Origin of the sequence: Actinoallomurus sp. NPDC050550 (genome assembly GCF_040655075.1) — a bacterium.
GTDB lineage: Bacteria > Actinomycetota > Actinomycetes > Streptosporangiales > Streptosporangiaceae > Actinoallomurus.
This window is the reverse complement of record NZ_JBFAJC010000013.1, coordinates 183,753-209,217: the sequence shown is the minus strand read 5'-3', so window position 1 is coordinate 209,217 and position 25,465 is coordinate 183,753. Positions and strand designations below refer to the sequence as shown.

The 25,465-nt window shown below is 70.2% G+C and carries 24 protein-coding genes, 1 tRNA gene and 1 pseudogene; 13 read left to right on the top strand and 13 right to left on the bottom strand.

Annotated features, from left to right (window positions below; translation table 11 throughout):
- Nucleotides 1-240 precede the first annotated feature (240 nt).
- Nucleotides 241-1,986, bottom strand: coding sequence for a protein kinase (locus AB0I04_RS20395; protein WP_360886534.1), 1,746 nt, complete (start codon nucleotides 1,984-1,986; stop codon nucleotides 241-243).
- A gap of 299 nt (nucleotides 1,987-2,285) precedes the next feature.
- Between AB0I04_RS20395 and AB0I04_RS20390 the strand changes: the two genes are divergently transcribed.
- The gene (locus AB0I04_RS20390; RefSeq protein WP_360886532.1) at nucleotides 2,286-3,152 is read left to right on the top strand and encodes an aminodeoxychorismate lyase; all 867 of its coding nucleotides are present in this window, start codon (nucleotides 2,286-2,288) and stop codon (nucleotides 3,150-3,152) included.
- Nucleotides 3,153-3,235: 83 nt separating this feature from the next.
- On the opposite strand, the gene AB0I04_RS20385 is transcribed toward AB0I04_RS20390, so the two are convergent.
- Nucleotides 3,236-3,655: an SsgA family sporulation/cell division regulator gene (locus tag AB0I04_RS20385; protein WP_360886530.1), complete on the bottom strand. Its 420-nt coding sequence runs from the start codon at nucleotides 3,653-3,655 to the stop codon at nucleotides 3,236-3,238.
- A gap of 204 nt (nucleotides 3,656-3,859) precedes the next feature.
- Here AB0I04_RS20385 and AB0I04_RS20380 point away from each other — a divergent pair, with 204 nt between their 5' ends.
- Together AB0I04_RS20380 and AB0I04_RS20375 are read left to right on the top strand one after the other, a co-directional pair.
- A complete protein-coding gene (locus AB0I04_RS20380) occupies nucleotides 3,860-4,228 on the top strand; it encodes a TIGR02611 family protein (RefSeq protein ID WP_360886528.1) in 369 nt (122 codons plus the stop codon).
- Nucleotides 4,229-4,291: 63 nt separating this feature from the next.
- Nucleotides 4,292-4,363 (top strand) — tRNA-Val (locus AB0I04_RS20375).
- A 417-nt stretch (nucleotides 4,364-4,780) separates the two neighbouring features.
- On the opposite strand, the gene AB0I04_RS20370 is transcribed toward AB0I04_RS20375, so the two are convergent.
- The 6 genes from AB0I04_RS20370 to AB0I04_RS20345 all read right to left on the bottom strand — a co-directional run bounded on the left by AB0I04_RS20370 (nucleotide 4,781) and on the right by AB0I04_RS20345 (nucleotide 9,681).
- On the bottom strand, nucleotides 4,781-6,304 hold the full coding sequence (locus AB0I04_RS20370; protein ID WP_360886526.1) for an ABC transporter ATP-binding protein: 1,524 nt from the start codon (nucleotides 6,302-6,304) through the stop codon (nucleotides 4,781-4,783).
- Between the two features lie 282 nt (nucleotides 6,305-6,586).
- A complete protein-coding gene (locus tag AB0I04_RS20365) occupies nucleotides 6,587-7,411 on the bottom strand; it encodes a MauE/DoxX family redox-associated membrane protein (RefSeq protein WP_360886523.1) in 825 nt (274 codons plus the stop codon).
- Between the two features lie 16 nt (nucleotides 7,412-7,427).
- Entirely contained in the window at nucleotides 7,428-7,568 is a 141-nt protein-coding gene (locus AB0I04_RS20360) for a hypothetical protein (protein WP_360886521.1), read from the bottom strand.
- A 200-nt stretch (nucleotides 7,569-7,768) separates the two neighbouring features.
- Complete coding sequence (locus AB0I04_RS20355) at nucleotides 7,769-8,266, bottom strand: S26 family signal peptidase (RefSeq protein WP_360886519.1); 498 nt, start codon at nucleotides 8,264-8,266, stop codon at nucleotides 7,769-7,771.
- Between the two features lie 132 nt (nucleotides 8,267-8,398).
- Complete coding sequence (locus AB0I04_RS20350) at nucleotides 8,399-9,100, bottom strand: Clp protease N-terminal domain-containing protein (RefSeq protein ID WP_360886517.1); 702 nt, start codon at nucleotides 9,098-9,100, stop codon at nucleotides 8,399-8,401.
- A 62-nt stretch (nucleotides 9,101-9,162) separates the two neighbouring features.
- A complete protein-coding gene (locus tag AB0I04_RS20345; RefSeq protein WP_360886515.1) occupies nucleotides 9,163-9,681 on the bottom strand; it encodes a tetratricopeptide repeat protein in 519 nt (172 codons plus the stop codon).
- Nucleotides 9,682-9,836: 155 nt separating this feature from the next.
- On the opposite strand from AB0I04_RS20345, the gene AB0I04_RS20340 reads away from it, so the two are divergent.
- The 6 genes and pseudogenes from AB0I04_RS20340 to AB0I04_RS20315 all read left to right on the top strand — a co-directional run bounded on the left by AB0I04_RS20340 (nucleotide 9,837) and on the right by AB0I04_RS20315 (nucleotide 16,310).
- Nucleotides 9,837-10,823: a DUF5937 family protein gene (locus AB0I04_RS20340; protein ID WP_360886513.1), complete on the top strand. Its 987-nt coding sequence runs from the start codon at nucleotides 9,837-9,839 to the stop codon at nucleotides 10,821-10,823.
- 267 nt (nucleotides 10,824-11,090) lie between these two features.
- Complete coding sequence (locus AB0I04_RS20335; protein ID WP_360886511.1) at nucleotides 11,091-12,512, top strand: polysaccharide lyase 6 family protein; 1,422 nt, start codon at nucleotides 11,091-11,093, stop codon at nucleotides 12,510-12,512.
- A gap of 336 nt (nucleotides 12,513-12,848) precedes the next feature.
- Complete coding sequence (locus AB0I04_RS20330; protein WP_360886509.1) at nucleotides 12,849-13,034, top strand: hypothetical protein; 186 nt, start codon at nucleotides 12,849-12,851, stop codon at nucleotides 13,032-13,034.
- Complete coding sequence (locus tag AB0I04_RS20325; RefSeq protein ID WP_360886507.1) at nucleotides 13,027-13,797, top strand: hypothetical protein; 771 nt, start codon at nucleotides 13,027-13,029, stop codon at nucleotides 13,795-13,797. Before AB0I04_RS20330 ends, AB0I04_RS20325 begins: the two co-directional genes overlap by 8 nt.
- Nucleotides 13,798-14,892: 1,095 nt before the next feature.
- A pseudogene (locus tag AB0I04_RS20320) lies at nucleotides 14,893-15,576 on the top strand (glycoside hydrolase family 11 protein); the annotation flags it as partial.
- A gap of 44 nt (nucleotides 15,577-15,620) precedes the next feature.
- On the top strand, nucleotides 15,621-16,310 hold the full coding sequence (locus AB0I04_RS20315) for a polysaccharide deacetylase family protein (RefSeq protein ID WP_360886505.1): 690 nt from the start codon (nucleotides 15,621-15,623) through the stop codon (nucleotides 16,308-16,310).
- Between the two features lie 78 nt (nucleotides 16,311-16,388).
- On the opposite strand, the gene AB0I04_RS20310 is transcribed toward AB0I04_RS20315, so the two are convergent.
- Nucleotides 16,389-17,621, bottom strand: a complete 1,233-nt coding sequence (locus AB0I04_RS20310; protein WP_360886503.1) for a cytochrome P450 — start codon at nucleotides 17,619-17,621, stop codon at nucleotides 16,389-16,391.
- Between the two features lie 320 nt (nucleotides 17,622-17,941).
- Between AB0I04_RS20310 and AB0I04_RS20305 the strand changes: the two genes are divergently transcribed.
- The gene (locus AB0I04_RS20305; protein WP_360886501.1) at nucleotides 17,942-18,313 is read left to right on the top strand and encodes a hypothetical protein; all 372 of its coding nucleotides are present in this window, start codon (nucleotides 17,942-17,944) and stop codon (nucleotides 18,311-18,313) included.
- Nucleotides 18,314-18,361: 48 nt separating this feature from the next.
- On the opposite strand, the gene AB0I04_RS20300 is transcribed toward AB0I04_RS20305, so the two are convergent.
- On the bottom strand, nucleotides 18,362-19,627 hold the full coding sequence (locus tag AB0I04_RS20300; protein WP_360886499.1) for a lactate racemase domain-containing protein: 1,266 nt from the start codon (nucleotides 19,625-19,627) through the stop codon (nucleotides 18,362-18,364).
- A 421-nt stretch (nucleotides 19,628-20,048) separates the two neighbouring features.
- Between AB0I04_RS20300 and AB0I04_RS20295 the strand changes: the two genes are divergently transcribed.
- Nucleotides 20,049-21,044: an alpha/beta hydrolase gene (locus AB0I04_RS20295; protein ID WP_360886497.1), complete on the top strand. Its 996-nt coding sequence runs from the start codon at nucleotides 20,049-20,051 to the stop codon at nucleotides 21,042-21,044.
- A gap of 197 nt (nucleotides 21,045-21,241) precedes the next feature.
- On the opposite strand, the gene AB0I04_RS20290 is transcribed toward AB0I04_RS20295, so the two are convergent.
- The 3 genes from AB0I04_RS20290 to AB0I04_RS20280 are packed head-to-tail and all read right to left on the bottom strand — an operon-like array spanning nucleotide 21,242 to nucleotide 22,431.
- Nucleotides 21,242-21,448, bottom strand: coding sequence for a hypothetical protein (locus AB0I04_RS20290; RefSeq protein ID WP_360886495.1), 207 nt, complete (start codon nucleotides 21,446-21,448; stop codon nucleotides 21,242-21,244).
- A 51-nt stretch (nucleotides 21,449-21,499) separates the two neighbouring features.
- A complete protein-coding gene (locus AB0I04_RS20285; RefSeq protein ID WP_360886493.1) occupies nucleotides 21,500-22,006 on the bottom strand; it encodes a CBS domain-containing protein in 507 nt (168 codons plus the stop codon).
- Nucleotides 22,003-22,431: a pyridoxamine 5'-phosphate oxidase family protein gene (locus tag AB0I04_RS20280; protein ID WP_360886491.1), complete on the bottom strand. Its 429-nt coding sequence runs from the start codon at nucleotides 22,429-22,431 to the stop codon at nucleotides 22,003-22,005. Before AB0I04_RS20280 ends, AB0I04_RS20285 begins: the two co-directional genes overlap by 4 nt.
- A gap of 302 nt (nucleotides 22,432-22,733) precedes the next feature.
- On the opposite strand from AB0I04_RS20280, the gene AB0I04_RS20275 reads away from it, so the two are divergent.
- Complete coding sequence (locus AB0I04_RS20275; RefSeq protein WP_360886489.1) at nucleotides 22,734-24,338, top strand: GAF domain-containing protein; 1,605 nt, start codon at nucleotides 22,734-22,736, stop codon at nucleotides 24,336-24,338.
- A gap of 264 nt (nucleotides 24,339-24,602) precedes the next feature.
- On the top strand, nucleotides 24,603-25,460 hold the full coding sequence (locus AB0I04_RS20270; protein ID WP_360886558.1) for a universal stress protein: 858 nt from the start codon (nucleotides 24,603-24,605) through the stop codon (nucleotides 25,458-25,460).
- Nucleotides 25,461-25,465 lie beyond the last annotated feature (5 nt).

The following is a 25,465-nucleotide window of genomic DNA, read 5'->3' as shown; positions in this document are numbered from 1 at the left end:
GCCCCGCGCCGAGAGTTGCGATGTCCCGTGCGTCGCGCCTGCGTCGATCGTCGTCCCCCTCAGGGGCGCGCCTGCGTGGAGCGTCGCGCCCCGCGCCGAGAGTTGCGGTGTCCCGCGCGTCGCGTCCGCGTCGAGCGTCGTTCGCTCCGAGCGCTGCGGCCCCGTGCCGAGCGTCGTCCACTCCGAGCGCCGCCAGCGCCGCTAGCGCCACCACGGCACTTCAGGGCCGGTGGTCGGCCGTCACTGTGCGGTGGCGTTGCGGATGCACTTCGGAGCGGACCAGGCGATCGTCGCCGCCTGCCCGTCGCTCTGCCCGATGGCGACCAGCGCGCCGACCGTGAAGCAGTACCCCTTCCGGGCGTCGAGGCCGGACAGCGTCACGGTCGTCGCATGCGGCGCCAACGCCTGTGGGGCGGACTTCACCGGCGAGCCGTCGGACTGCTGGACCCAGATCGGGTAGTCGTTGCCCTTGGCGAGCTTCCAGCGCAGCACGACGATCTGGCCCTTGTCGACGGCACGCAGGTCACGTGGCTTCGCCGCGCGCATCACCTGGGCCGGAACCGGGACCGGGGCGGAGGAACCGCCCGTCGGCGGAGAGGTCGAGTTCGCCACCGGCGACGGTGTGTCGTGCTTCTTCTCGCCACCGGCGCTGCCGAGCAGCAGGAACCCGCCGATGCCGACGCCCGCCCCCAGGACCACGGCGGCGAGCACCCCGGCGACGACGGCGCCCTGCCGGCCCTTCCGATCCTCCGTGCGGGGAGGGAACGGATCGGACTGTTCGGCGGTCTTCGGCAGCGTCTGGGGGGTGGCCTCGCGAAAGTGCGGCCCGGGCGTCGGCGAGGCCGCCGACGGCCGCGCCGCCGGTCCCCGGACCGGACCGGAGCTCGCGTTCTGAACCGGACCAGGGCTCGGGGTCCGGGGCGGAGCGGGCTTCGACGTGGCCGGGGGCGGCGGGGACGCCGCGGTGCCAGGACGACCCGGTCCCGCGGCCGGTGCCGGGGCGTCCGGATGCACGGCCGGCAGGTGCGGCGGGGCGTACTGCTGCGCCAGCAGTTCGAAGCCGGGCCCGGTCAGGCCGGAGTGATCCGTCTCCGGGACGTACGGGGTGGGCGTGGGCGGCGGCGGCGGTCCCGTGATCGAGTCGCTGCCGGCCAGCTCCGTCACCGGCAACCCGAGCTCGGCCTGCAACTGCTGCAACCGCGTCGCGAAGGCGACCGCGTTGGCGTAGCGCTGGGCCGGAGTCTTCGCCATCGCCTTGGCGATGACGTCGTAGACCTGGTGCGGGACGTCCGGGCGCGCGATCTGGGGCGGCGGCTCGTTGAGGATCCGCATCATCAGCGCGCCGATCCCGGCGGCCGAGCCCGCCTTGAAGGCCGGGCTGCCCGCGAGGAGCTGGTACATCGTCGAGGCCAGCGAGTAGACGTCCGCGGTCTCACCGGGCTGTTCGCCGTTGACCACCTCCGGCGCGGCGTGGTGGGGCGTGAACGCGGTGGTGTGCGTGGCCTCCGACGAGCCGGTCAGCCGGGCGATCCCGAAGTCGGCGAGCGCGGGCTCGCCGTACTTGGACACGAGGATGTTCTGCGGCTTGACGTCACGGTGCAGCACACCCGACTCGTGCGTCGCCGCCAGCGCGCCGGCGATCTTCACGCCCGCCCGAAGGACGTCCTGCAGGGGGAGCGGACCCTCCCGTGACAGCCGGTCCCGCAGGGACCCGCGCTGGAAGTAGTCCATCGCGATGAACGGCCGTCCGCCGCTCGTCATCCCGGTGTCCAGGACGGTGACGACGTTGGGGTGGCCGGTGAGCCGCCCGGTGATCTGACATTCCCGCTCGAACCGGCGCATCGTGTCGGCGTCGACCGCGTCCACGGACAGCACCTTCAGAGCGACGACGCGATCCAGGCGCTCCTGCTGGGCACGGTAGACGACGCTGAACCCGCCTTCACCGACCCGCTCCAGGATGCGGTAGCCGGGCACCTGGTCGATCATTCTGTCTCTTCTTCGTCGGGGCGGTTGGGGCTGCGGGGAAGTCTCGTGTCGATGGTAATGCCTGTTTCCGGCGGCAACGGGTCGTACCGCCGTGACCATCGACGTCAGGACGTCCGCAAGCGTTCCCGGTTCCCCGTATTTGTGTTGGAACGTGCGGACCGGTGCCTTCCGGCCCATCCTGGGCGACGGCGGGTATTGACTCGAACCGCGCACCGGTGGGTCGTAGTGTGGGGGCCATCGGCCGGGGCCGCCGGCCCCGGTGGCGCAGGGATGACCGGGCCAGGGCCCGGCCTGGAGAGGTGGCTTTCACAGTGGTCGAGATCAGCTCGCAGACCGGGAACGTCCCAGTCTGGATCAATGGAGAACTGTACGCCCCGGAGAACGCGCGGGTGTCAGTGTTCGATCACGGCATCCTCGTCGGCGACGGCGTGTTCGAGACGGTCAAGGCCGTACGGGGTCAGGCGTTCGCGCTGACCCGTCATCTCCGGAGGCTCGCCGTCTCCGCCGCCGGCCTCGGGCTGCCCGAGCCCGATCTCGACGCCATCCGCCGGGGCACGCTCGCCCTGCTCGCCACCGCGCCGTCCTGGGACCTCGCCCGGATTCGGATCACGTACACCAGCGGCGTCGGCCCCCTCGGCTCCGACCGCGGCTCGGAGGGCGCCACCGCCATCGTCGCCGTCGCCGAGCAGAAGCCGTTCCCGTCGACCGCCGACGTCTCCGTCGTGCCGTGGCCCCGCAACGAGCGCGGCGCCCTGTCCGGCCTCAAGACGACCTCGTACGGCGACAACGCCAAGGCCCTCGAGTACGCGCACCAGCGCGGCGGGGCAGAGGCGATCTTCGGCAACCTGGCCGGGAACCTCTGCGAGGGCACCGGCTCCAACGTCTTCCTCGTCCGCGGCGGACGCCTGACCACCCCGCCGCTGTCCTCCGGCTGCCTCGCCGGCGTGACCCGGGCGCTCGTGCTCGAATGGTTCGGCGGCGAGGAGGAGGACCTGCCGCTGGAGGAGTTCACCACCGCGGACGAGGCGTTCCTGACCTCCACCACTCGCGACATCCAGCCGATCCACGCCGTAGACGGCAAAGTCCTCCCCGCCGCGCCCGGACCGGTCACCCGCAAGGCCATGGAGGTCTTCGCCGAACACGGCGCCGCCGACCTCGACCCGTGACAGGCGTACGGCCCCGCGCCATGGGTGTGGGCCAGCGCTGGGAGGCGCCTGGTGCGGGGCCGTACGGTCCGTGCGGGGGTTGTTCAGGTGTGCCAGAGGAGGTCGTCGAGCTCCGCTTCGATGTCGATGAAGTCAGCTTCACGGCCGGCCGGAACGATCTCATAGGTCCGGTCCAGGAAGTCCGTGAGGGGGGTCAGCGGGACCTCGAAGTGTGCCCGGCCGAACGGCGACGACAACGTCAAGTTCAAGATTCGTTCGCCGTCCTTGTCCGCCGGCCACACCCGCACGTCACCCCTGCCGACCTTGCGCACAATTCCGACGGTCAACAGCTCACGAGCAAAGATCCACTCCACCGGTGCGTCGTTTCCAACATGAAACGCCACACGGACGGCATAAGGATCGTCAGCGGAGTAGTCCCAGGTCGCGAGCAATGGGATGATCGTTTTATCCGGGACGATGAGCCGAAGGCCGACCTCGGCGGAGGCAGTGGTGCTGCTGTTCATCGGTCATCCTTCAGGCGTCAGTCCCGCGTCGCGGGTTTCTCGGTGAGGACGTCGCTCCCTCCAACGGGTGTCCCCCTGGCTCTGTGACGGGTAACTGCCAAAAGTCCTAAGAACATTCCGCCCCCCGTACGTCATGTGACCGACCTCACCGGAGTCATACCCGCTCTGACCTGCGCGGAAGCGAGGTGATCTATGGTCGATCGCATGAAGGACACGCTGAAGGCATGGCGCGAGCGCATCCGCACGCGTCGGCTCCTCAACAACGTGTGGCGTCTGGCCGTGTTCACCGTGGGAGTCTCGGTCCTCGGGGCCGGCGTCGCCATGCTCGTACTGCCCGGACCGGGATGGGCAGCGATCTTCGTAGGCTTTGCCATCCTGGCGACCGAGTTCGCCTGGGCGCAACGTGCCCTCACCTCCGCGAAGCAAACCGCGAGCAAAGCGAAGGAGAAGGCCCTCGACCCCAGAGTCCGACGCCGGAACCAGCTCCTGGCCATCTGCGCCGGCGTCATCATCGCCGCCGCGATCGTGGCCTACCTCCAGGCCTTCGGTCTAAACCTGCCGTGGCGGGTCTGATCGTCGATGCGCGAAGAGGGGTAGGGATGCGCTAGTCTGTGCTGGCAGCGGTTGAGCCGCCTGGGGCGATTAGCTCAGTGGGAGAGCGCTTCGTTCACACCGAAGAGGTCACTGGTTCGAACCCAGTATCGCCCACCCAGTGTGAGAGCAGGTCAAAGAGGGTTTCGGAGGTCACTCCGGAGCCCTTTTTCAAGCTTCAACCCTGGCCGGGGAGCCAATCTCACGCGGACTTGTGCCAACTGAGGATAGTGTTCATCGCTTCGGTGCCTTAGTGCTACAAAGCGATACTGCCAGGGTGCGCACCCGGTATTTCAACAACTCTCGAAACGTCGGTGGGCCACCCGGACGCATCTGAATATTCCCCGCATGGCCGCATCCTCCGAAACGCCCGCGCAGTCGCCGAGCGGCCCCGGCGACGGGGAGCCATCGTCGTAGCCGAGGGCCCGCGGGCGGATGCGGCTCGCGTTCGGGGACGGCGTCGCGATCATCGATCCCACCACCGCGAAGACCGTCGTCTGAATGAGGGACGCTCTGTCCCGAGGTGCCGGGTGATCAGGGGCGGGGCGCGTAGCCGGTGGCTTGGAGGGTGAAGAGGCGGGCGTATTCGCCGTTCAGGGCCATCAGGGCGTCGTGGGAGCCGCGTTCGGTGATCTTGCCTTCGGTCAGGACGACGATGAGGTCGGCGTCGCGGACCGAGCCGAGGCGGTGGGAGATGAGGACGCTGGTTCGGCCTTGGCGGTGGTGGCGGAGGGACGCGTGAACGGCGTGTTCGGCGTCCGCGTCCAGGCCCGAACTCGGTTCGTCCAGCAGGAGCAGGTCGCGGCTCTGGCGCAGGAACGCGCGGGCCAGCGCCAGGCGCTGCCACTGGCCGCCCGACAGGGCGACGCCGGCGCCCTCGTCGCGGCCGCCGAAGATCTTGCTGAGCATCGTGTCGTAGCCGCGTGGCAGTGCCTCGACCGCCTCGTGGACACCGGCCCGCCGCGCCGCCTCCCGGATCCGGTGCGTGTCGCCCTCGCTGTTCAGGTCGCCGAGCATGATGTTCTCGGACGCCGTCAGGTCGTACTCCATGAAGTCCTGGAAGACGACGCCGATGTGCTCGCGGAGTTCGGCGGGGGCCATGTCGCGGAGGTCCACGCCGTCCCAGCTGATCGAGCCCTTGTCCGGGTCGTACAGGCGGCACAGGAGTTTGACCAGCGTGCTCTTGCCCGCGCCGTTCACCCCCACCAGGGCGACGCTCTGGCCGTGCGGGATGTCCAGGTCGACGCCGCGCAGGATCCACGGGTGTTTCTCGCTGTAGCGGAACCACACGTCGCGCAGCTCGATTCCGTGTCGCAGCGGCGGGACGGGACGCCGGCCGGGACGTGGGGGCATGTCGGGTTCGGCTTCCACGATGGCGGCGAAGTGGCCGAAGAGCAGAAGGGCGTTGTGCGCGTCCGCCCACCGGTCGATGACGGACGTCAGCGATGCCTGGACCCCGGCGATCGCGGCGATGAACACCGTCACGTCGCCGGCGGTGAGGGCGCCCGACGCGGCGGCCAGCACCGCCCACACCAGGCCCCCGCCCGCGACGGCGCTGCCGACCAGGGCCAGCAGTCCCTGGCTGCGCAGGGTTTTGCGGTCGAGCCACCGTTCGGTCTCGTTGGCCGAGCGGATCTCGTCGAGCATCCGGGCGCGGAAGAAGCGGCCCAACCCGAACAGCCGCGCTTCTTTGGCCGCCTCCGGCCTGGTCAGCAGCTCACCGTAGAAGATCTCGCGCCGCATCGCGGGGCTGACCGTCCACATCGTGCGGGCCCGTTCCCGGCTCAGGCCGAGCTGGATCCAGAGCGCGGGCAGTGCCGCCAGGAAGATCACCAGGACCAGCGCCGGGTTGATCACCAGCAGGGTGCCGACGAAACCCGACATCGTGATGATCGCCTGCGCGATGGCCAGACTGCCGAGGATCAGCCGGTCCGGCGCCTGCTGACTGGACTCGTGCGCCAGCCGCAGCGTGTCCTGGAAGGCGGGGTCCTCCAGACGGCGCAGCCCCGCGTGCGAGTCGACGGCGGCGAACAGGCGGTCGACGACCAGGGCACGCACCGCCCGACGCAGCTGGGGCCTGCGCGTAGGTGGCGGCGTGGGGCAGCACCATGACGCACAGCCCGCTCGCGGCGAGCCCGGTGGCGAGGGCCGGCAGGACGTCCCGGTTCCCGCCGCCGGCGAGCGCGTCCAGGACGAGCTTCGTGAGCCAGGCCGTCGCGACCGGCGCGAGCCCGGTGAGTACGGCGAGCAGCATCGACGCGGCCGTCGCGCCGCGGTGCGCCCGCCATGCCAGCGCGGCGACGACGAGGGGCCGCCGCCCAGCCGTTCGGGGCGGCTCGGTCATGCGCGGGCCGGTACCGGCAGCCCGGACGGCGAGAGGAGCGAAGCCGTCACCACGGCGCCCTCGTCCACGACGTAGAAGCTGGGGGACGCTGGATGCCCGAACGCGCTGCTCACCGGCCCCTTCACCGGCTCGACCACCACGGTGGCGACCGGCGACAGCGCCGTGACGAAGGGCTCGGCCTCGTCCCGGTCGCCCTCGATCACCGCCAGGACGCGCCCGGCGTCCACGGGACGGACGCGCTCGGCGAATTCGGGCAGCCGTTCCCGGCAGGACACGCAGGTGGTGGAGAACAGCCCCACGATCGTCGGTCCGGCGAAGAAGGCGCGGGTGACCGCGGTGCCATCGACGGCGATGAGGGTGAGGACGGACGCGGCGGCGACCGCGATGACCGCGCCGGCCGGATGCACCTGCCCTGGAGCCGTCAGGTGCGCGCCGAGACCGCCCCAGGCGACGGCGGTGAGGGGGAGGTTGCGCACGACGTGCACGCGGCCGACGGGGGCCGGGCCCGTGCCGAAACAGCGGCAGGTCGCACTCCGGCCGGTCCGGAGCGGGCGGTGGACGCCTCCGGCGAACGCGAGCAAGACGGCCCCGGCCAGCACGAGGCCGGCCGGCGCCGTCCGTTCGAACGCCAGGAGTACGACGGCGGCCGACTCGGCGGTCACCACCGCAGCGGACGTCGCCGCCGGCGGAAGGCCGGGAGCCAGGCCGGGCACCGACCGCCGGAACTCCCGGAAGGCGTCCCGGCCACGGAGCTTGCCGAACACCGCGACGAGGAAGACCAGTCCCGGTGTGCGGCGGGCGGCCGGCGTGACGTACTCCATGACGATTCAGCCGGCGTCAGTGGCAGTAGGTCTTACCGGCGTAGATGCAGCAGTAGGAGCCCCATTGGTCCCACCAGCAGGCCTCGGCGCGGGCGGTCGTGCTCGGCAGGACCATGCCGAGCATCCGGTCGCCCAAACGGTTGAGTACACGGATCACGGGGATCTCCTCACAGGTCGAGCTGGAACGTTCCAGCTGCAGATACCGAGGATGCGCCTTTCGAGATGATCAGCGCGACTGATCCAGAAGCTAAATGTTGTTGATCATCGTCGGCAAGGGGTGATGTCCCCGGCGGCGCGCTGTTGTGGACTGTGCGATCAAACGCGCCGTGATCTTGGCGATCCTTGCCATCGGGACGGCTATTGACTCTGGGGCGGTGTGACGACCAGTCGGCGCACCACCACGCCCAGTAGCTGGTCGCCGGAGAACAGACCCCGCTGGCGGGAGTCGATGCTGTCCGGATTGTCGCCGAAGACCGCGAGCGTTCCGGGCGGCACGGTGTCGCCGTCCCCTGGGACGCCGGGCGGCAGCAGGTCCCCTGGGACGCCGGGCGGCAGCAGGTCCCCGGGTAGCGCGGCGGCGCGCTTGACGTTCCATATCCGGCCGTCCGGGCCCGCGGGGCCCGGCAGGTAGGGGCCGTCCAGCGGCGGTTCCAGGACGACGACGTCCCCGCGGCGCACCTGGGGGAGGGACCGGCGCCGCACCAGGACGCGGTCGCCATCGCGCAACGTGGGTTCCATGCTCGTCCCGCTGACGGCGACGACCACCAGGTTCTTGCGCGCCCATGCGAGCGCCACCAGCGCACCCACGGCCGCCAGGCACGTCCCGCCCAGCGGCCATCCTTGTGAAATCGACATCTGCCCCATGGCCGACCGATGGTAGTCCCGTTGCTCACAGTGCCACTGGTGGTACGGGCCTGGTGCGCTGGTTGGCGTCGAGTACCACTATGGAGGCTGCTCGGTCCGCCGCGGCGACCGATCGTTTCGTTACTACTTGTCGCGCGCGGCGAGCCGTTTGGTGATCTCGGTCTTGACCGTCTCGTGCCGTTTGTCGGACGTGAAGCCGAGGTTGCGCAGGATCTGCGCGGCCGAGCTCTCCTCGGTGCGGATCAGGCCCAGCAGCGTGTGTTCCGTGCCGACCCAGTCGTGGCCGAGGTCGGCCGACGCGCGGTGTGCCTGCTCGATGGCCTCCTTGCTCTCCGGCCGGAACGCGATGTGACCCCGCGGCGCCTTCTCCCCGGCCGGCGGCATCGCTCCCTCGATCGCGTCGCGGACGCGTTGCTCCGACTCGGTTTTCGCCGTCAGCACCTCGTACGCCAGGCCCCGCGGTTCGCCGAGCAGGCCGAGCAGCATGTGTTCGGTGCCGATGAAGTCGTGCTTGTGCGTTCGGGCGGCCTCCTGCGCCAGCACGATGCTGTGCCGGTTCAGGTCGGTGAACCGCTCGAACGCGGCGGGCGTGTGGCGTTGCTGCGCGGCCTGTTTGGACACCCCGATGGCGTCGCCGATCTCGCTCCACGACGCGCCGGCCTGCTTGGCCTTGCCGACGTAGTGGCCGACGAGCTGGTCACCGAGGTCGGACAGGGTCTGGGCGCGTAGTTGCGCTTCGTTGATGCGGGCCAGGTGGTTGGCGTCGGGGAGTTCCTCGTCGAGACGGGCGGTCAGGTCAGCGAGGCTGATGTTGAGTGAACTCATGCGTCAATCGTAGATTGACGATCTCGAGCGTCAACCTGTAGTTGATGCCCGTGATCGCCGGCTCAGCTTTCGAGCAGGGCCCGGCCGTAGTTGGCCATGGAGCGGTTGTAGCGCGGCAGGTGCTTGGCCAGGGCGACGAGGGTGAGAGACAGGCCCTCGCGTTCTCGGCCGAGGGCGGCCAGGCAGAGTGCGGTCACGCAGGCCAGGGCATCGTCGAGGTGGTCGGAGCCGTGGGCGCGTTCGGCCTCGAGCATCGCGAGCGCGGTCTGCGCCTCGCCGATGTTGCGCAGGGAACTGGCCATCTGGATGACGGCGCGGCGGCGGTTCTCGCCGGTCAGGCCGCCACGCTCGAGGGCCTCGCGATACAGCGGGACGGCCAGGTCCGAGTGGCCCCAGGTGTCACGGGCGCAGGCGCGGTGGAACAGCCCGTCGGCGTCGCCGACGGGCAGTTGCGCCGCGAGCGCGTCGATCTCGGCGAAGAAGGCATCCTCCTCCTCGTAGTCGTCGACGACCGCGAACAGGGCGGCGGCGCGGCGGTTGACATCGGCGTGCAGGTCGGCGAGTTCGGTGACGTCGTGCATGATCATGTTCCTTCGAATCGTCAGGAGAGTCGACCGGCGTCGGCCGACGTGACGATCGTGGCCGGGGGTTAGGATCGCCACCAGTCATTCGGGCGGGGCCGAATCATCCGTGCCCGGCGAGGTGTCAAAGAGCTCAGGAACGCAAGGAGGCGGCCATGGCCATCAGCCTCGGCTTCGGCCCGGCCGACCTGGCGCGCTGCCGGTTCGCGTACTCCCCGGTGTTCGAGACGCTCGCCGCCGTGCGCGTCGCGACCGGTCCGGACGGTCCGGGGCAGCACCACCGGCGCTGGCTGGAGGACGCTCGCTCGCGCCAAAGGACACTCGACCTACGGCCGCTCACCCTGCTCCAACCGCGCCGCGGCTACACCCCCGACTTCCTCGCCCCGCCCCCGCTTGCCCCGTCCTCGGACGTCGAGGCCGAACTCACCCGGATCGCCGCGACGCCCGCGCCGGTGGTGCGTGCGGAGATCGAGATGTCGCTGCGCGAGACCCCGGGCGCGGAGGCGAGCGAGTTGGGGCGGCTGCTGCTCGGCGACCCGGCGGACGTGCTCAGTTTCCTGACCAATCTCGTACGGGCCGCGTGGCGGGCGCTCGTCGAGCCGGTGTGGCTGCGGGTGCGGGCGCTGCTGGAGGCCGACATTGCGTATCGCTCGCGGCGCCTGGCCGAGGGCGGCCTGGACCACTTGTTCGCCGATCTGAACCAGACGCTGCATTGGACCGGCGACACGCTCGTTCGCGACCCAGGCGGTGACGAGCACGTTGAGCTCGCCGGACGCGGCGTGCTGCTGATGCCCAGCGTGTTCAAGTGGGAGGAGGCGATCGTGATCACGCAGCCGCCGTGGCAGCCGACCGTCTCCTATCCGGCGCGCGGCCTCGGTGGTCTCTGGCAGCCGACGCACGGATCCCCGGCCGCAGCGCTCGAGCGGCTCCTCGGCCGGACCCGCGCCACGCTGCTCGCCGCACTTCAGGAGCCCACGTCGACGACGTGGCTCGCGCACCGGCACGCGCTGGCACCGAGCACGGTGTCCGAGCACATCAAGGTGCTGCGCGAGGCGGGCCTCGTCGTCGGGGAGCGGCACCGCCACGAGATCCGGTACCGACGCACGCGCACCGGCTCAGCCCTCGTACGTGGCGGCGAGTAAGGGACCAGGCGGCCGGCGAATTCCCTTGTTGTCAGAGGCCACGCCGCGCCCCTGGACATCGTGGGCGTCGCGTCGTGCGCGGTGTGTCTCGTGCTGCCCAGCCGGGTATGCGATAGATCCGATGTAATCAGGCATCGATCGCCGGTGGGCTGCGAGAATCCATCCACTGTCCGAGGAGATTCCGCCGATACGTCGGGTGTATGGCTTGACGGCCGGTGATGGTAGATGTAAAACCGTGCCGAATCCGGCTCCCCCAAGGCGGTCCTCATGGCATTGAACCGGCATGCGGCGGTCATCACCGCGCTGATCCTGATCGGGGCGGTCGCCGCCCCGGCCGAACGTCCGGCGGGCGCGGCGCCCGCGCCCACGAAAGTGATCTCGGTCTCGTCCGTGGCCGGGCTGCAGAGCGCGGTCAAACAGGCGCAGCCGGGTGACCGGATCGAACTCGCCGACGGCTCGTACTCCACCTCGTCGGCGATCGCGCTGACCCGATCGGGCACGGCGTCGGCACCGATCACCATCGCCGCACAGCACACCGGCAAGGCGGAGATCAAGGGTACGGACGGGTTCTCGTTCGGCTCGATCCACTACGTGACCGTCGAGGGCTTTCGGCTCACCCATGGGAACGCCATCAGCCTCCCGACCGGCGCCGACCACGTACGGCTGACGCGTAACGTGATCCAGCTGTCGGACAGCTCGACCAAGAACTGGGTCACGGTCGCCTGCGACGACTGCGAGGTCGACCACAACACGTTCCAGCACAAAAGCTCGATCGGCGTGTTCCTGCAGATCTCCGGGCCCGGGAGCTCGGGAATGGCACAGCGGGTCTGGATTCACCACAACTACTTCTACGACCACTCCTATAGCGGCTCGAACGGCGGGGAGTCCATCCGCCTCGGCCTCAGCTCCCGGCAGCACGCATCGGCCCACGCGACCGTCGAGTACAACCTCTTCGAGAAGGCCAACGGCGACTCCGAGGCGATCTCGGTGAAGTCTTCGGACAACACCGTCCGCTACAACACGCTGCGCAATAGCCGGGGCCAGATCTGCCTGCGCCACGGAAACCGGACCCTCGTCGAGGGCAACATCATCCTCGGTGGCACCTCCGGGATCCGCTTCTTCGGCAACGACCACGTCATCATCAACAACCTGATCCAGAACATCGGCGGCATGCCGATCGAGGTCGGTGCCGGGAACATCCGGGACGACACGAACAGCACGACGGACCACGATGCGGCCGACCGGGGACTCGTGGCGTTCAACACGGTCGTGAGCACGAAGACGAACCTCATCGGTATCGGCACGGAGGACCACCAGTACGGGCCGGACCGCACGACCGTGGCCGACAACATCCTCGTCGGCGGCTCCGGAAATCTCGTGACGGTCGGCCGGGCCACGAACACGAAGTGGGAAGGCAACATCGTTTGGGGCGGGTCGCGCGGCGACATGCCCGCCGACGGCGGCCGGTCGGTCAACCCGGCCCTGGCCGTGGACTCCGGCGGCCTGGACCGGCTCGCCGCGGGCAGCCCGGCCATCGATGCGGCGACCGGCACCTACGCCCAGGTGACCCAGGACATGGACCTGCAGGCCCGGTCGGGCGCCAAGGACGTCGGCGCGGACGAGTACGTCGCCGGCGGCACTCAGCGTCGCGCGCTGACCACGGCGGACGTGGGGCCCTCCGCTCCCTGAGCCCACCGAGCGCATGACGGCCTCCTCGCCCTCGTGGGCGAGGAGGCCGGTGCGATGCCCTGTCAGACGATGGTGAAGGCGTTCCAGCCGGTGCCGATTCGGGTCTTGGCATCGAGGACGTTGTCCGTGCTGAACTGCCCGGTGAGGGGTTCGGAACTTCTGCTGGTTGGTGTGCACAAAGTGTGCTTGGCATCACTGTTAGTTGCGTTATGGTCTTCGCGTGAATCTGACTGAGTGGGCGCGAGCGCAGGGGAGCGTGCTCCCGACGGCTTGGCGTTGGTCTCGTGACGGGACATTTCCCTGCCTGCTCAGCATGTCGGGCCGCGCACGATCGTGGTGAATATCGAGGCGGCCACGGCTCCGGAGGCCATCGGTGGCCTGGGCGTGTATGCCCGCGTCTGCTCCCACGGCCAGAAGGCCGACCTGGAGCGCCGGCTGATGTCGTTCTGTGTGCGTCTGTACGGCCGCCGTTCGGCGAAGGACCGTGCCCGCAAGGCGTTGGATGCCGCACGGTATGGCTGACTCGAGACTGCGGTCGATCGAGGCGTCGTTCGTCGCGCTCGGGCCGTCCGGCGTGGCGATCCGTACCCGGCTCAAGGGCCTCACGTCGGAGGACGATGAGGTGTTGCGGGCCATGGGCGCGCATCTGGGCTGTCTGGCTTCGAAGGATCTCAGGCGGCGCTGCGCTGACGGCCTAGCCCACTCCACCGACACGTGGGCGGAGCGCAAACGGGACCTGACCCAGGTGTCCTCCTCCCGTTGGGCCGGGTCGATCACCAAAGCGAGCAACGACCAGTGGGCGCTGTCGCGGCGTGCCCAGTTTGCCCACATCCAAGGGCTTGAGGCGGGCATCGCCACGATCGCGCACCGCCTGTCGCTGCCCGTGGGCGAGAAGGGCACCAAGCGGTCTGCGGGCGGTTACCGCTTCGCCAAGACTCGGCGTCTGCAGGTGCTTACCGACCGGCTCACGAAGGAGCGGACCGATCGGGAGGCCGGGCGCGTCCGCGTCGTACGGGGCGGGAAGAAGCTCGCCCGCAACCGTCACGACCTTGAGGCCGCCCAGCTCTCCAAAAGGCAGTGGCGAAAGCGGTGGGAAGCCGAGCGCTGGTTCTTGTCCGCCGACGGTGAATCCGGCAAGAGGTTCGGCAACGAGACCATCCGCGTCACGCCCGGTGGCGAAGTGTCGCTCAAACTCCCCGCTCCGCTGGCGTACCTGGCCAACGCCAGGCATGGCCGATACGTCCTGGAGGGCGCGGTGGTATTCCACCACCGGGGCGCCGAGTGAGCCGACCGCATCAATGCGAACCGGGCGGTGGCATACCGCATTCACTTGGAAGTCGAGCGAGGACGCTGGTACCTCACCGCGTCGTGGACGATCCCGCCGGTCAAGACCGTTCCCCTCGCCGATCGTCGCGGTCGATCCCGCCTACACCTCCAAGTGGGGCGCCCAGCACTGGCAAAAGCCCATGGCCGCGCCCCGCCGCAAGACCACCCGTCACGATGCCGCCGGCATCGCGATCGGACGACGCGCCCTCGGGCACCGCATCCGGCGACGGACGGCACCGCCCCACGACGACCAGAGCGATCGTCGTGGGCATCGGACCGCCCAGGCCGGAGACGACACCCGTGGGCGTGAGAGAACCCGCCCCCACATCCTCGGACCACGGACACGATCCGCTGGAGCCGGATCCGGCGCGAACGCGGGAGACCAGGACGCTCAACACCGTTCGGAGCGTCCGGCTGAGCCAGCGCAACTCACGCTCAGTCATTAGGAACGGTAGAGCCATAGCTGGCCTTCCAGCGCGATGAAGTCGCTCCTGCTGTCGCCGGTACCGTCGGCGGCCGGCAGATGGCCTGGGCCCAGATCACCGGCGCTCGCTGTGGAGATCGGGTCTGGCTGGACTGGAGCCGGAACAAACGGCCAGAACTGGATCCAGTGCGGGCCGTCCACGACGACCACGACGACGTTCGCGAGTCGAGCCCACGCGGCGCAGGGTGGCGATTCCGGGTGTGCAGGCGACACCCCGCGCGCCGCCGTGAACGCTTCCCGGGACGCCTGTACCGGCTTCTGGTGACGAGGGGGGCTTTGACCGGCCGGCCCTACGTCTCCGTCGCCAGGCCGGACATCGATCCGTTTCGAAATGTTTCACTGCTGGACCGCGCTTTCATTGGGTTTTCACGTGAGTGCTTGATTGATAGACGCAGCGTTCCGGCATTTCAGCGGGCAAATCTAGTGATCTGCAGCTTCCGAGGCGCTCGAAAAGTTTCGATACATATCGTTGACGCCGCCCTTCGTCGGGCGCATGCTCGCTCCATCGATCGGCGCTTCTCGCCGCCAGAGCCGTCGCTCGCCGGTGGTTCTCGTCCAGGAGGAGGAAGCATGCACAGGAACGACGCCCCCGCCAACCCGATCGGCCGCAGAGGCTTCATCGGCCGGGCCGGCGCGGTGGCGCTGGTCGCGTCCGCGATGATGCTGCCCGGCACGGCCAACGCCGACACGACCATCACCACGAATCAAACCGGCACCAATAACGGCTACTACTATTCATTCTGGACCAACGGCGGCGGATCGGTCTCCATGACCCTGTCGTCCGGCGGAAATTACCGCACGTCATGGACCAACTGCGGGAATTTCGTCGCCGGCAAGGGCTGGAGTAACGGCGGGCGCAGGAGCGTGAACTACTCGGGCGGCTTCAACCCCTCCGGCAACGGATACCTGTCGCTCTACGGATGGACGTCGAACCCGCTCGTCGAGTACTACATCGTCGACAACTGGGGCTCGTACCGGCCCACGGGCACGTACAAGGGCACGGTCACCAGCGACGGCGGTACCTACGACGTCTACGAGACGACGCGGTACAACGCCCCGTCCGTCGAAGGGACTCGAACCTTCAACCAGTACTGGAGCGTCCGCCGGACGAAGCGAACGGGCGGCACCATAACCACCGGCAACCACTTCGACGCGTGGGCCCGTTATGGAATGAATCTCGGCAGCTTCAAGTACTACATGATCCTCGCAACCGAGGGATATCAGAGCAGCGGAAACTCCAACATAACCGTTGGCTGATAACGCCCTTTCCCCGAGAAGTGAGGAAGGATCCACCCCGCATGCGAACCACACTGAAACGCTCCCCGGCTACGGGGATGGCCGTCGCCGCGCTGGCCGTGGCGAGCACCGTCGCCTTCACGGTCAACGCCACCCCGTCGCACGCCGCCACCTGCAACGGGTACGTCGGGCTCACCTTCGACGACGGCCCGTCCAACGCCCACACCCCGAGCCTGCTGGGCGCGCTCAGGCAGAGCGGGCTGCGGGCGACGATGTTCAACGAGGGCCAGTACGCCGCCGCCTACCCGTCCCAGGTCCGGGCCGAGGCCGCCGCGGGCATGTGGATCGGCGATCACAGTTACACCCACCCGCACCTGACCCAGGAGAGCCAGGCGCAGGTCGACTCGGAGATCTCCCGGACGCAGCAGGCCATCGCCAACGCGGGCGGCGGCACGCCGAAGCTGTTCCGCCCGCCCTACGGTGAGACCAACGCGACGGTGCAGTCGGTCGAGGCCAAGTACGGCCTGCGACAGATCATCTGGGACGTCGACTCCCAGGACTGGGACGGTGCCGGCACGGATGCGATCGTGCAGGCCAACGCCCGGCTCACCAACGGCCAGATCATTCTCATGCACGAGTGGCCCGCGAACACGCTCGCCGCGATCCCGCGCATCGCGCAGGTGCTGGCCGGCCGTGGCCTGTGCGCCGGCATGATCTCCCCGCAGACGGGCCGCGCCGTGGCACCCGGCTGACCCACGGAGAACACCGCAGCCGTGGCGCGGCGGCCCACGGTCGCCGCGCCGCACCGCTGCGGGTCGGCTCGGCGCCGGTCAGCCGCCCTGGACGCTGTACGCGGGTGTGAAGCGCACCGGGAGCGCCGACAGGCCCCGGAGGTGGAACGCCGGCCGCCACTCGAGCTCGTCCTCCGGAACCGCGAGCCGCAGGTCCGGGAGGCGGTCGAGCAGCACCTCGATGGCCGTTTCCGCCATGACCTCGGCGAGCTCCGGCGCCGGGTGCGGGCATCCGTGGTCGCCGGTGCCGAACGCGAGGTGGGCGTGATTGCCGCCCGAGTCGCCGTGGCCGGCGGGCCGTACCCACGGGTCGGCGTTGGCGCCGGCCAGCCCGACGACGATCACGTCACCGGCTCGGATGGTGCGGCCGCCGAGCTGGGTGTCCCGGGTCGCCCAGCGGCCCGGGACGGCCTTCACCGGCGTGTCCTTCCACAGCACCTCGTTCAGCGCCTGGCCGACGCTGTGGCGGCCGCCCGAGAGGGTCACCGCGAAGCGGTCGTCGGTCAGCATGAGCCGCAGCGCGTTGCCGATCCAGTTTGCGGTGTTCTCCTGGCTGCCGGAGATCACGACGAGGATGTCGTGGATCAGCTCGTCGTCGGTGACGCCGGTCCCGTACGCGAGCATGCGGGACGTGACGTCCGGCCCGGGCCACTCGCGCTTGCTCTCGATGTGACCCCTCATCGTCGCGACGAACCGGCCGTACGCGTCGATGGCGTCCTCTCTGCCGTCGCTCATCGTCTTCATGTCCTGGGCGACGGCCATCAACTCGGAGTCGGGCAGCCCGAACATGCCGCCCATGACGAGCACTGGAATCCGGTAGGCGTACCGCTCCATGAGCTCGACCTCGCCGGCGGTGGTGAACGTGTCGATCAGCCGGTCGGCGAACCGCTCGCAGTCGGCCCGCAGCTGGAACTGGTCCACCTCGCCGAGTGCGGCGCTGACCGCGCCGACGCGCTGCGTGTGCGCGTCTCCGTCCAGGAACATCAGCATGCCCGGCGTGTAGCCCACGGCCTGCGGTGGCACGTAGTCCGGGCCGTGGCAGCGGTACGGGTCGCGGGCGAACAACTGCCCGTCGGAGAGGACGCGGTGCGCCTCGCGGTAGCCGATGACCAGCCACGCGGGGTCGCCGCCCTCGAGCAGCACCGGCACGACCGGTCCGTGGTCGCGCCGCATCTCGCCGAACAGCTCCTCGGTGTTCCCGGCGAAACGCGGGCCGTACAGCGGCACCGCCTCGGAATGCGCGCCTTCGATCTGCGGATCCAGTGCGGTCACGAGGCGCTCCTTTCGGCTGCGGACGACGGTGGGTTCGTCATCGCGTGCGCTCGGCGAACCGCATGACCGACGCTTTCCGCTGCTGCATGTGCCACCACCCGTGATACCGATCGGCTCGAGGCGGGACCGCCGCCTGTAGGACGGGGATCATAAGCCTGAGTCAGCCACATCGGCCATACTCTCCGGCGCTGACCGTCGTTTTTACGGAATGTTCGGACGGTCGCTTATCCAAACGCCGTGTCCGCATCCGGCCGCGGTCTCATGCCGGTACCGCTTCGGCCACTGGGCGCGGTGCGGGTCGGTGACCGATGATGTCTTTCATGACGGGGCGTGTACTGAAATGGGCCGGCGGTCTGGTCGCGGTGGCGGCCCTGGTGGCGCTGGGTGCTTATTTCGCGGCGGTAGGTCTGGACAAGGCCGACAAATTGGCCAGCGTGATCGGGGTGTTCGTCGCGGTGGTCGGCCTGGCCGTATCGGTTTACGGGATGGCCGCCGACCGGCGAGCGGCCGGTGACGGCCAGGCGGGCGGACGGGCCACCGCGTCGGGGGAGAGGTCGATCGCGATCGGCGGTGACAACACCGGGATCGCCTCGACCGGGGATGGTGCGATCAACGTGCAGCAGCAGGCGAAGGCATCGGGGAACAGCCGGATATACCAGTCGGGCCGCGACATGACCATCAATGACAAATGAGCCGATAGCCCTGCCTCAGGACGAACGGCCGTCGGCCGATTCGCCGGATCAGTCCTTCTGGTTCAGGCGGTAGAGGATCTCGCCGGCCTCCGGGACGACCAGGACGTCGGGGTCGGGGTCGTCGGTCCAGCGGCCGACGTCGATGGTGGCCGGGTCGCGGTAGCCGAGGCCGTGCGCCGCGCAGACGTCCTCGGGGATACCGGTGGCGAGGGTGACGCCGATCCGCGGCCGTTCCACGCCCGCCTCGTACGTGCCCTTCCCACGCAGGTGAGTGCTGTGCGCCAGGACGCCGAGCGGGCGGTCGCGGAACCGGTCCCACTGGGCGAGGAAGTAGTCGCGGGTGTGGTAGCCGATCTCGGCGAGGACGGCGCCGTGGGTCACGCTGAAGCGGTCGATGTGGGGCGCGTAGAGGATCACCTCGCCGCCGTCCGCGACCACCGGCTCGACCTTGTACATCCCCTTGGCCGCCGTCCACATGTCGGCGTACCGCCGGGGCATGATCGACAGCACGGTCTTGTACAGCCGGTCGACGTAGCGGACGTGCACCCGGGCGGACAGGTCCGCGGCCGCGGCCCACGCCTCCTCGGGGGTCGCGGCGTACAGGCCGTTCAGGTCGGTGCCGCCCGGCCGCACCACCATGGCCAGGCACAGTCTCGGCGTGGGGATCATCGCGGCGGCGCGGTTGATGATCGCCCGGACCGGCGTGATCCCGCGGGTGCCGATGATGTCGTGGCTGGTGATCAGGGCACCGAGCCAGTGGGAGAGGTCGATGACCTCCGGGCCGCTGACGCCCGGGAAGAAGTACTTGTTGCCGCCGGAGAAGCCGACGACCTCGTGGGGGAACACCGGCCCGCAGACGATCACGAGGTCGGCGTCCACGACGAGGCGGTTGATCCGTACGTCGACGGGGCTGTCGAGCCGTCCGCCGCTCAGCTCGCGGACCTCCTCCGCGGTGATCGTGCCGAGGGCCGCGTACGTCGCCGGATCGGACCAGGCATGGTTGACCACGGTCATCGCCGGGAGCAGGCGTTCGCGGCCGACCCCGGTGGCGCCGACGAGGGCGTCGAGCGCGGCGTCGTCCATCGGCTGATGGGTGCCGAGTGCGACCAGGACGTCGACCCGGCGGGCCCGGCCGGCCATGGCGTCGTGGAGGAGGCGCAGCATCAGCGGCATCGGTGCCGAGCGGGTGCCGTCCGGGATGATCACCACGACGTGCCGGCCGTCGAGATCGTGCCCGGTCAGCGAGTCCGCGACGATCCTCCGGATCTCGTCCTCGGTGAGCGTGCGTTCCGGGCTGCCCGTCCCTAGTGCCACGGTGCGATCTCCCTCTCGTCGGTCGACGTCGGCTCCCGGTTCCTTCAGGACACCATCTCACCACCGCGTCCCGGATCAAAGAACCCGGTTACACACAGCGGAACGAGTCCAGAGAACATCTCGCTGAGCGGATGCCGCGGCGATCACTCCGAAGGGCCAGAGGACGGCGGTGCCGGCCTCGAGAAACGGTGTCGGCCGCGGTCCCGAGGGCCGCCCCGGGCGGTCGCTGTTCAGGGGATACGTGGTCGAAAAGCAGGTATCGGAACGGGGAGTTCCCCCGTTCCGGGAGTCGGGGCCGCAGAGGCAGGCTCGTCAAAATTCCCCCTGACGAAGCACGACCAAGGCACAACATGACCCCACAATTCCCCCCTCACCGCCGTACACGGATAGGCGGTGCGACGTCCCCCGGTGGTGGTGCCGCGTGACCGCTTATGACGACCTCACCGCCGGATTCGGCGACATCGTCGCCCCCAGCCGCCAGGCCAGAGCCCTGGCGAGGGCGCTCCGGCTCGGATGGCGGCCCATGGCCGACCGGCTGAACGGACGATTCGTTTCCCTCACGGTCCTCCGTACGGCCCTGGAGCACGGCACCCGCCTGTTGCGCCCCGACCCCGGGGTGTGCGTCGAGGAGCTGACCGGCGCGGACGCGGCGGCGGGCGTCCCGATCGCCGGCGAATGGGTCCGTCCCCCCGAGCCCCGCGACGGGGCGATCCTCTACCTGCACGGCGGAGGCTACGCGTTCTGCTCGCCGCGCACGCACCGGACGCTGACGAGCCGGCTGGCGGCGGACACCGGCCTGCCCGTCCTGGTGCCGGGCTACCGCCTGGCCCCCGAGCATCCGTTCCCCGCGGCGCTCGAGGACGCCCTGGAGGCGTACCGGTGGCTCCTCGCCGACCTGCCGGCCTCCCGGATCGTGATCGCCGGAGACTCCTCCGGAGGGCACCTCGCCGCGGCCCTCGTCGGCGAGGCCTGCCGGGCCGGCCTGCCGTCCCCCGGAGGCGTCGTGCTGTTCTCGCCGTGGGTCGACCTGAGCTGCGAACTGTCCGTGCTCAGCGACCGCGAGTACCACGACCCCTTCATCAGCCCGGCCCTGGCGCGTCACTTCGGCCGCCTCTACGTCGGAGACCATGACGACTGGTCCGATCCGCGCCTGTCCCTGCTGGACTGCGCCGGGCTCGACCTGCCGCCCTTCCTCATCCAGGTCGCGGAGCAGGAGGTCCTGCGCGGCGAGGCCGAACGGCTCGCCGAGGCCCTCACCGAGTCCGGGAACCGCTGCGAGTTGCAGGTCTGGCCGGGCCAGATCCACGTCTTCCAGCTGTTCAACCGGCTGTTCCCCGAAGCGCGGGCGGCCGTACGGGAAGCGGCCGACTTCATCGGAGCCGTCATCCCGGACGACGCGACCGGAGAGGCGGCCTGACCTCACGCCGGCCTCTGAGTTCCGCATAGCTCCGTTCGTGCGTCGCCCGATCGGGGGATTGCGCCGCAGGCCGGGTTCTGCGAATCCCGCCGGCGCCGCGTGTAAGCGGGCCACCCCACGCCTTGCGGCTCCGTCGGTATCCGCGGGCTCCGCCACCGACCCGTACACGTCCGGACCCGTACACGTCGTCGGCCCGTTCATCGCGTCATCGGCCCCTGACGCCGGCTCGACTCGGAGGCGGTCGCGACGTCGCCCGCCTCCTGTTCCCGGCGCTCCGTCAGCTCCCGCGTGAGCGCCTGGACGGCATGGGCGAGCAGGGCGACCTCGGTCTCCAGCCGGCGGATGCGGTCCTCGAGCAGGGAGATCGACGGGTCCGACAACCCGGTGGCGATCTGCCGTGGCATCGGCTCTCCTTTCCCCACCCCATGAACGTGCTGTGACGACGGCGGCGCCGGTCAGCCCGGCGGGATCGCGCTGCCCCGTGGATGACCGGCCGGCAGCACGGGCTCGATGCGGTAGAGCGCCGGGGCCGGGACGTGCCCGGCTCGGGCGGGCCGGCGGACGCCGGCGGCCAGGGCGATCAGGTCCCGTGCGGTGAACAGACCCGCCAGCCGCCCGTCCTCCTCGAGTACCGGGAGGAAGTCGGTCCCCGCCGCGAGCATCGCCTGCGCCGCCGTCGCGACGGAGTCCGCGGGGCGGACGTGGGGCAGCGGGCGGTGGCCGACGAGGGCGCCGACCGGTTTGCGCATCCGGTCGGGGCCTCCGCTGTCCCAGGCGGCGGCCAGGGTCTCGGCGTCCAGGACGTCGATGAAGCATCCGTCGGCGCTGAGCACCGGTACGTGGTGGTAGCCGCCCTGCCGCATCAGCTCCCAGGCCAGCAGGGCGGACTCGGTGTCCGTGACGGTGAGCAGGTCGGTCGACATCGCCTCGCCCACCGGCCGCTCCTCGAGGGTCCCCGTCATGGTCTCGCCTCCAGCATGGTCGGATGGATCCGCCGTCCGCTGACGACGTCGCTCCGGATTCGGATGAAGTGGTCGTGCCGGCCTGGTGTCCAGGGCCGCAGCGGCAACCGGGACAGTCCGTCGATCTCCCGGGAGTCGCGCACCGCCCGCGCCTCGCCGATGATCGTCACGGACCAGCCGACCTTGTCTCCGGTGTCGAAGGCGTCCGCCTCGAACGCGACGATCGCGCTGCGCGTGGCCGCGGCCAGCTTCGACCCCGGCGCCGTCGCGATGATCACATCGTCGCCGTCCAGGAGGAAGCTGACCGGCTGTATCGCCGGCAGCGCCCGGTCGGTGAAGACCACCCGGCCGACCGGCACCGATCGCACCAGGGCGAGACACTCCTCACGGTCGAGAATCTCCAGCCCGTTCCCGTCGAACCGCATAATTCGATGTTGTTCCGTCTCAGGCGGCCAGGGCAGGGGCGAACGTCCCACGTCCGATGGCCCTTCTCCGGCCGGAGCGGCCTCGATCCGGGACCTTCGTACCCGGCGTTGCCTGCCCGGGCGCGGCGTCCTTACGCTGGTCGTGACGGCATGGGGGGCCTCGAGATCGCGGCGGCGACCCGGCGGGTGCTGAGGGCCGCGTGTCCGTAGCGCCAAGCCGGGCAGCGACGCCGAGTTACGGGATGTCCCATACTGTAATCATCGGGCGAGGCGGCAAGCCTGGGGGGAGGTCCGAGCTGCCCATGCCTCCAGACAGCCGGCCGGGCCAGGACCGGTCCGGCCTCCTGCCGCAGCTGCGGTTCGACGATCTGCTCGCCGAGCTGCAGACGCGGCTGGCCGCCGTGCTCACCACCCGTGACCGGGTGCACGCCCTGCTGGAAGCGGTGGTGACCATCGAGGCCGACCTCGACCTCGACAGCGTCCTGCGGCGGATCGTGGAGGCGTCGGCGACCCTGGTCGACGCCCGCCGCGGCGCGTTGCGCGTGCTCGCGGCGGAGGACGGGTACGAGCGGCTCGTGACGGTCGGCGGCTTCGGTGACGAACCGCCGACACGTGATTGTCTCGAAGTGCCGGTGTGCGTCCGCGATCAGGCGTTCGGCACCCTCTACCTGGCCGACAAGGAAGGCGGCGGAGAGTTCGACGAGAACGACGAGAACGTCGTCACCGCCCTCGCCGTCGCGGCCGGCGTGGCCATCGAGAACGCCCGGCTGTACGAGGAGGCCCGGCTGCGGGAGCGATGGCTCAAGGCGTCGGCCGAGGTGTCGGCGTCCCTGCTGTCCGGCACCGACCCGTACGAGGAGCTGGTGCTGGTCGCCGAACGTGCCCGGGAGATCTGCGGTGCCGCGACCGCCGGCGTTCTGCTCGCCGACGGGGACGAGATCGTCCTCGAGGCCACCGACGGCCTGCACGCCGACGTCATCCGGGGCATACGGTTCCGTATCGACGAGATCGACGAGGTGACGATGGGGGCGGTCTACCGGAGCGGCCGATCCGTCGACACGGCCGACGTGACGGACGATCTCCGCCGTGCCGGCCTCTCCCTGCCGGTTCCGGTCGGACCGGGGCTGATCGTCTCCCTCGGTACGCCAGGAGCCGCCCGCGGTGTCCTGGCCGTGTCGAACCCGCCGGGCGGAGCGACCTTCGGGGAACCCGCCCGCCGCCTGCTGGAGGCGTTCGCCGCCCAGGCCGCGGTGGCGCTCGAACTGGCGGACCGGCGACAGGACACGGAGCGGCTCTCGCTGCTGGAGGAGCGAGGCCGGATCGCCAAGGACCTGCACGACACCGTGATCCAGCAGCTGTTCGCGACGGCCATCACGTTGATGAGCGCGATCAAGATCACCGTGAAGCCCGACGTCGCGGTGCGCGTGCGGCGGGCGGTCGACGATCTCGACGACACGATCGGGCAGATCCGCTCGACGATCTTCGCGTTGCAGATGTCGCCCGGCGAGCACGGCCTGCGAGCGTGCATCCAGCCCGTGATCGACAAGGCGGCGGAGATCCTCGGCTTCGAACCGGAGACCCGGCTGGACGGCCTCTTGGACATGAGGGTCGATGACGAGGTGGCCGTGCAGGTGCCGGCCGTGCTCGCGGAGGCCCTGTCCAATGTCGCACGGCACGCGCGAGCCGGCCGGGTGAGCGTCGCGGTGAGCGCGGGGGACGAAGTGGTGGTGCGGGTCACCGACGACGGGATCGGAATCCAGCCGGGCGGACGCCGGAGCGGCCTGCGCAATATGGCCGAACGCGCCGAGCGGCTCGGCGGGTCGTTCCGGATCCGGCCCGGCGAGAGCGGCGGCACGGTGCTGGAGTGGCGGGTCCCCACCCACCGCCCGGAGCGAGACGGAGCCTGACGCTCCCGCCCGCCGACGATGAGCGGCCCTCCACCGGCCTGAGCGGCCGGTGATCAGCGATCGGTCGGTGCGTGGGGCCGCCCCGGGAACGTCTCCGCCGGTCGCTGAGGGACGAGCGGCAGACGTTCGGGGGACCTTCGTCCCTTACGGTCCCCGGCGCGGGTGATGACGCTGGAGAGGACGTACGAGCCCCCGTGCGGATCCCGTCACCACCGTGACCCGGCGCTGTGCGAGGTCTCCCCTTGAGCAGAGGAGAAGATCGTGATGGAGCCGATCGTCGTCGGGACCGACGGCTCGCCACGCGCCGATGTCGCGGTCGAATGGGCCGCGGAGGAGGCGGGGCGTACGGGACGGCCCCTGCACGTTCTCAACGCCACCGAACACTGGTCCTGCGACATGCCCTTCCACTCGGCACCCGGCTTGTCCGAGTCCCTCACCGAGACCGGCGAACGCATCCTGGCCGCGGCCGTCGAGCGGGCGCTGAAGACCCGGCCCGGCCTCGACGTCACCACCGAACTCGTCCACGAGAGCCCGGCCGAGGCGCTGCGGGTGGCGGCCGCACGCGCCTACGAGATCGTGCTCGGTCACCGAGGCCTCGGCGGCGTCGCGGCACTGCTGCTCGGGTCCACGGGCCTGAAGGTCGCCGGTCACGCGCCCGGACCGGTGATCATCGTGCGCGGCGGAACGGAGGAGACCCGCGGCGAGGTCGTCGTCGGCGTCGATCGCTCCGGGGAGTCCGCCCTCGCCCTCCGGTACGCCTTCGAGGCGGCGGCGATCCGCGACGCGTGGGTCCGCGCCGTTCACGTCTGGGAGATGCCGTCGCCCACGATCACCGGGGCCTACCCGGAGGCCATCCGCCAGGGCGCCGCGGCGGCCGCGGAACGCCTGGCCGGCGTGGTCGCCCCCTGGCGGCAGCGGTACCCCGACGTCAGGGTCATCGAGCAGGCGCCGTCCGGGAACCGGGTCGGTGAGCTCGTCGAACGCTCCGCCGCCGCGGACCTGCTGGTCGTCGGCGCGCGAGCCAACTGCAACGGCCGGTACGGCCTCCACCTGGGCTCGGTGAGCCACGGGGTGATCCACCACTCGCACTGTCCCGTCGCCGTCGTACGCGCCCGGCCCTGACCGGA

Bases quoted from the DNA above. Each gene is read 5' to 3' on its own strand.
- AB0I04_RS20335 (WP_360886511.1), top strand. From the start codon at position 11,091: ATGGCATTGAACCGGCATGCGGCGGTCATCACCGCGCTGATCCTGATC.
- AB0I04_RS20385 (WP_360886530.1), bottom strand. From the start codon at position 3,655: ATGAACAGCAGCACCACTGCCTCCGCCGAGGTCGGCCTTCGGCTCATC.
- AB0I04_RS20340 (WP_360886513.1), top strand. From the start codon at position 9,837: ATGGCCATCAGCCTCGGCTTCGGCCCGGCCGACCTGGCGCGCTGCCGG.
- AB0I04_RS20280 (WP_360886491.1), bottom strand. From the start codon at position 22,431: ATGCGGTTCGACGGGAACGGGCTGGAGATTCTCGACCGTGAGGAGTGT.
- AB0I04_RS20355 (WP_360886519.1), bottom strand. From the start codon at position 8,266: ATGTCGATTTCACAAGGATGGCCGCTGGGCGGGACGTGCCTGGCGGCC.
- AB0I04_RS20285 (WP_360886493.1), bottom strand. From the start codon at position 22,006: ATGACGGGGACCCTCGAGGAGCGGCCGGTGGGCGAGGCGATGTCGACC.
- AB0I04_RS20275 (WP_360886489.1), top strand. From the start codon at position 22,734: ATGCCTCCAGACAGCCGGCCGGGCCAGGACCGGTCCGGCCTCCTGCCG.
- AB0I04_RS20380 (WP_360886528.1), top strand. From the start codon at position 3,860: ATGAAGGACACGCTGAAGGCATGGCGCGAGCGCATCCGCACGCGTCGG.
- AB0I04_RS20350 (WP_360886517.1), bottom strand. From the start codon at position 9,100: ATGAGTTCACTCAACATCAGCCTCGCTGACCTGACCGCCCGTCTCGAC.
- AB0I04_RS20315 (WP_360886505.1), top strand. From the start codon at position 15,621: ATGCGAACCACACTGAAACGCTCCCCGGCTACGGGGATGGCCGTCGCC.
- AB0I04_RS20395 (WP_360886534.1), bottom strand. From the start codon at position 1,986: ATGATCGACCAGGTGCCCGGCTACCGCATCCTGGAGCGGGTCGGTGAA.
- AB0I04_RS20345 (WP_360886515.1), bottom strand. From the start codon at position 9,681: ATGCACGACGTCACCGAACTCGCCGACCTGCACGCCGATGTCAACCGC.
- AB0I04_RS20365 (WP_360886523.1), bottom strand. From the start codon at position 7,411: ATGGAGTACGTCACGCCGGCCGCCCGCCGCACACCGGGACTGGTCTTC.
- AB0I04_RS20305 (WP_360886501.1), top strand. From the start codon at position 17,942: ATGACGGGGCGTGTACTGAAATGGGCCGGCGGTCTGGTCGCGGTGGCG.
- AB0I04_RS20290 (WP_360886495.1), bottom strand. From the start codon at position 21,448: ATGCCACGGCAGATCGCCACCGGGTTGTCGGACCCGTCGATCTCCCTG.
- AB0I04_RS20325 (WP_360886507.1), top strand. From the start codon at position 13,027: ATGGCTGACTCGAGACTGCGGTCGATCGAGGCGTCGTTCGTCGCGCTC.
- AB0I04_RS20270 (WP_360886558.1), top strand. From the start codon at position 24,603: ATGGAGCCGATCGTCGTCGGGACCGACGGCTCGCCACGCGCCGATGTC.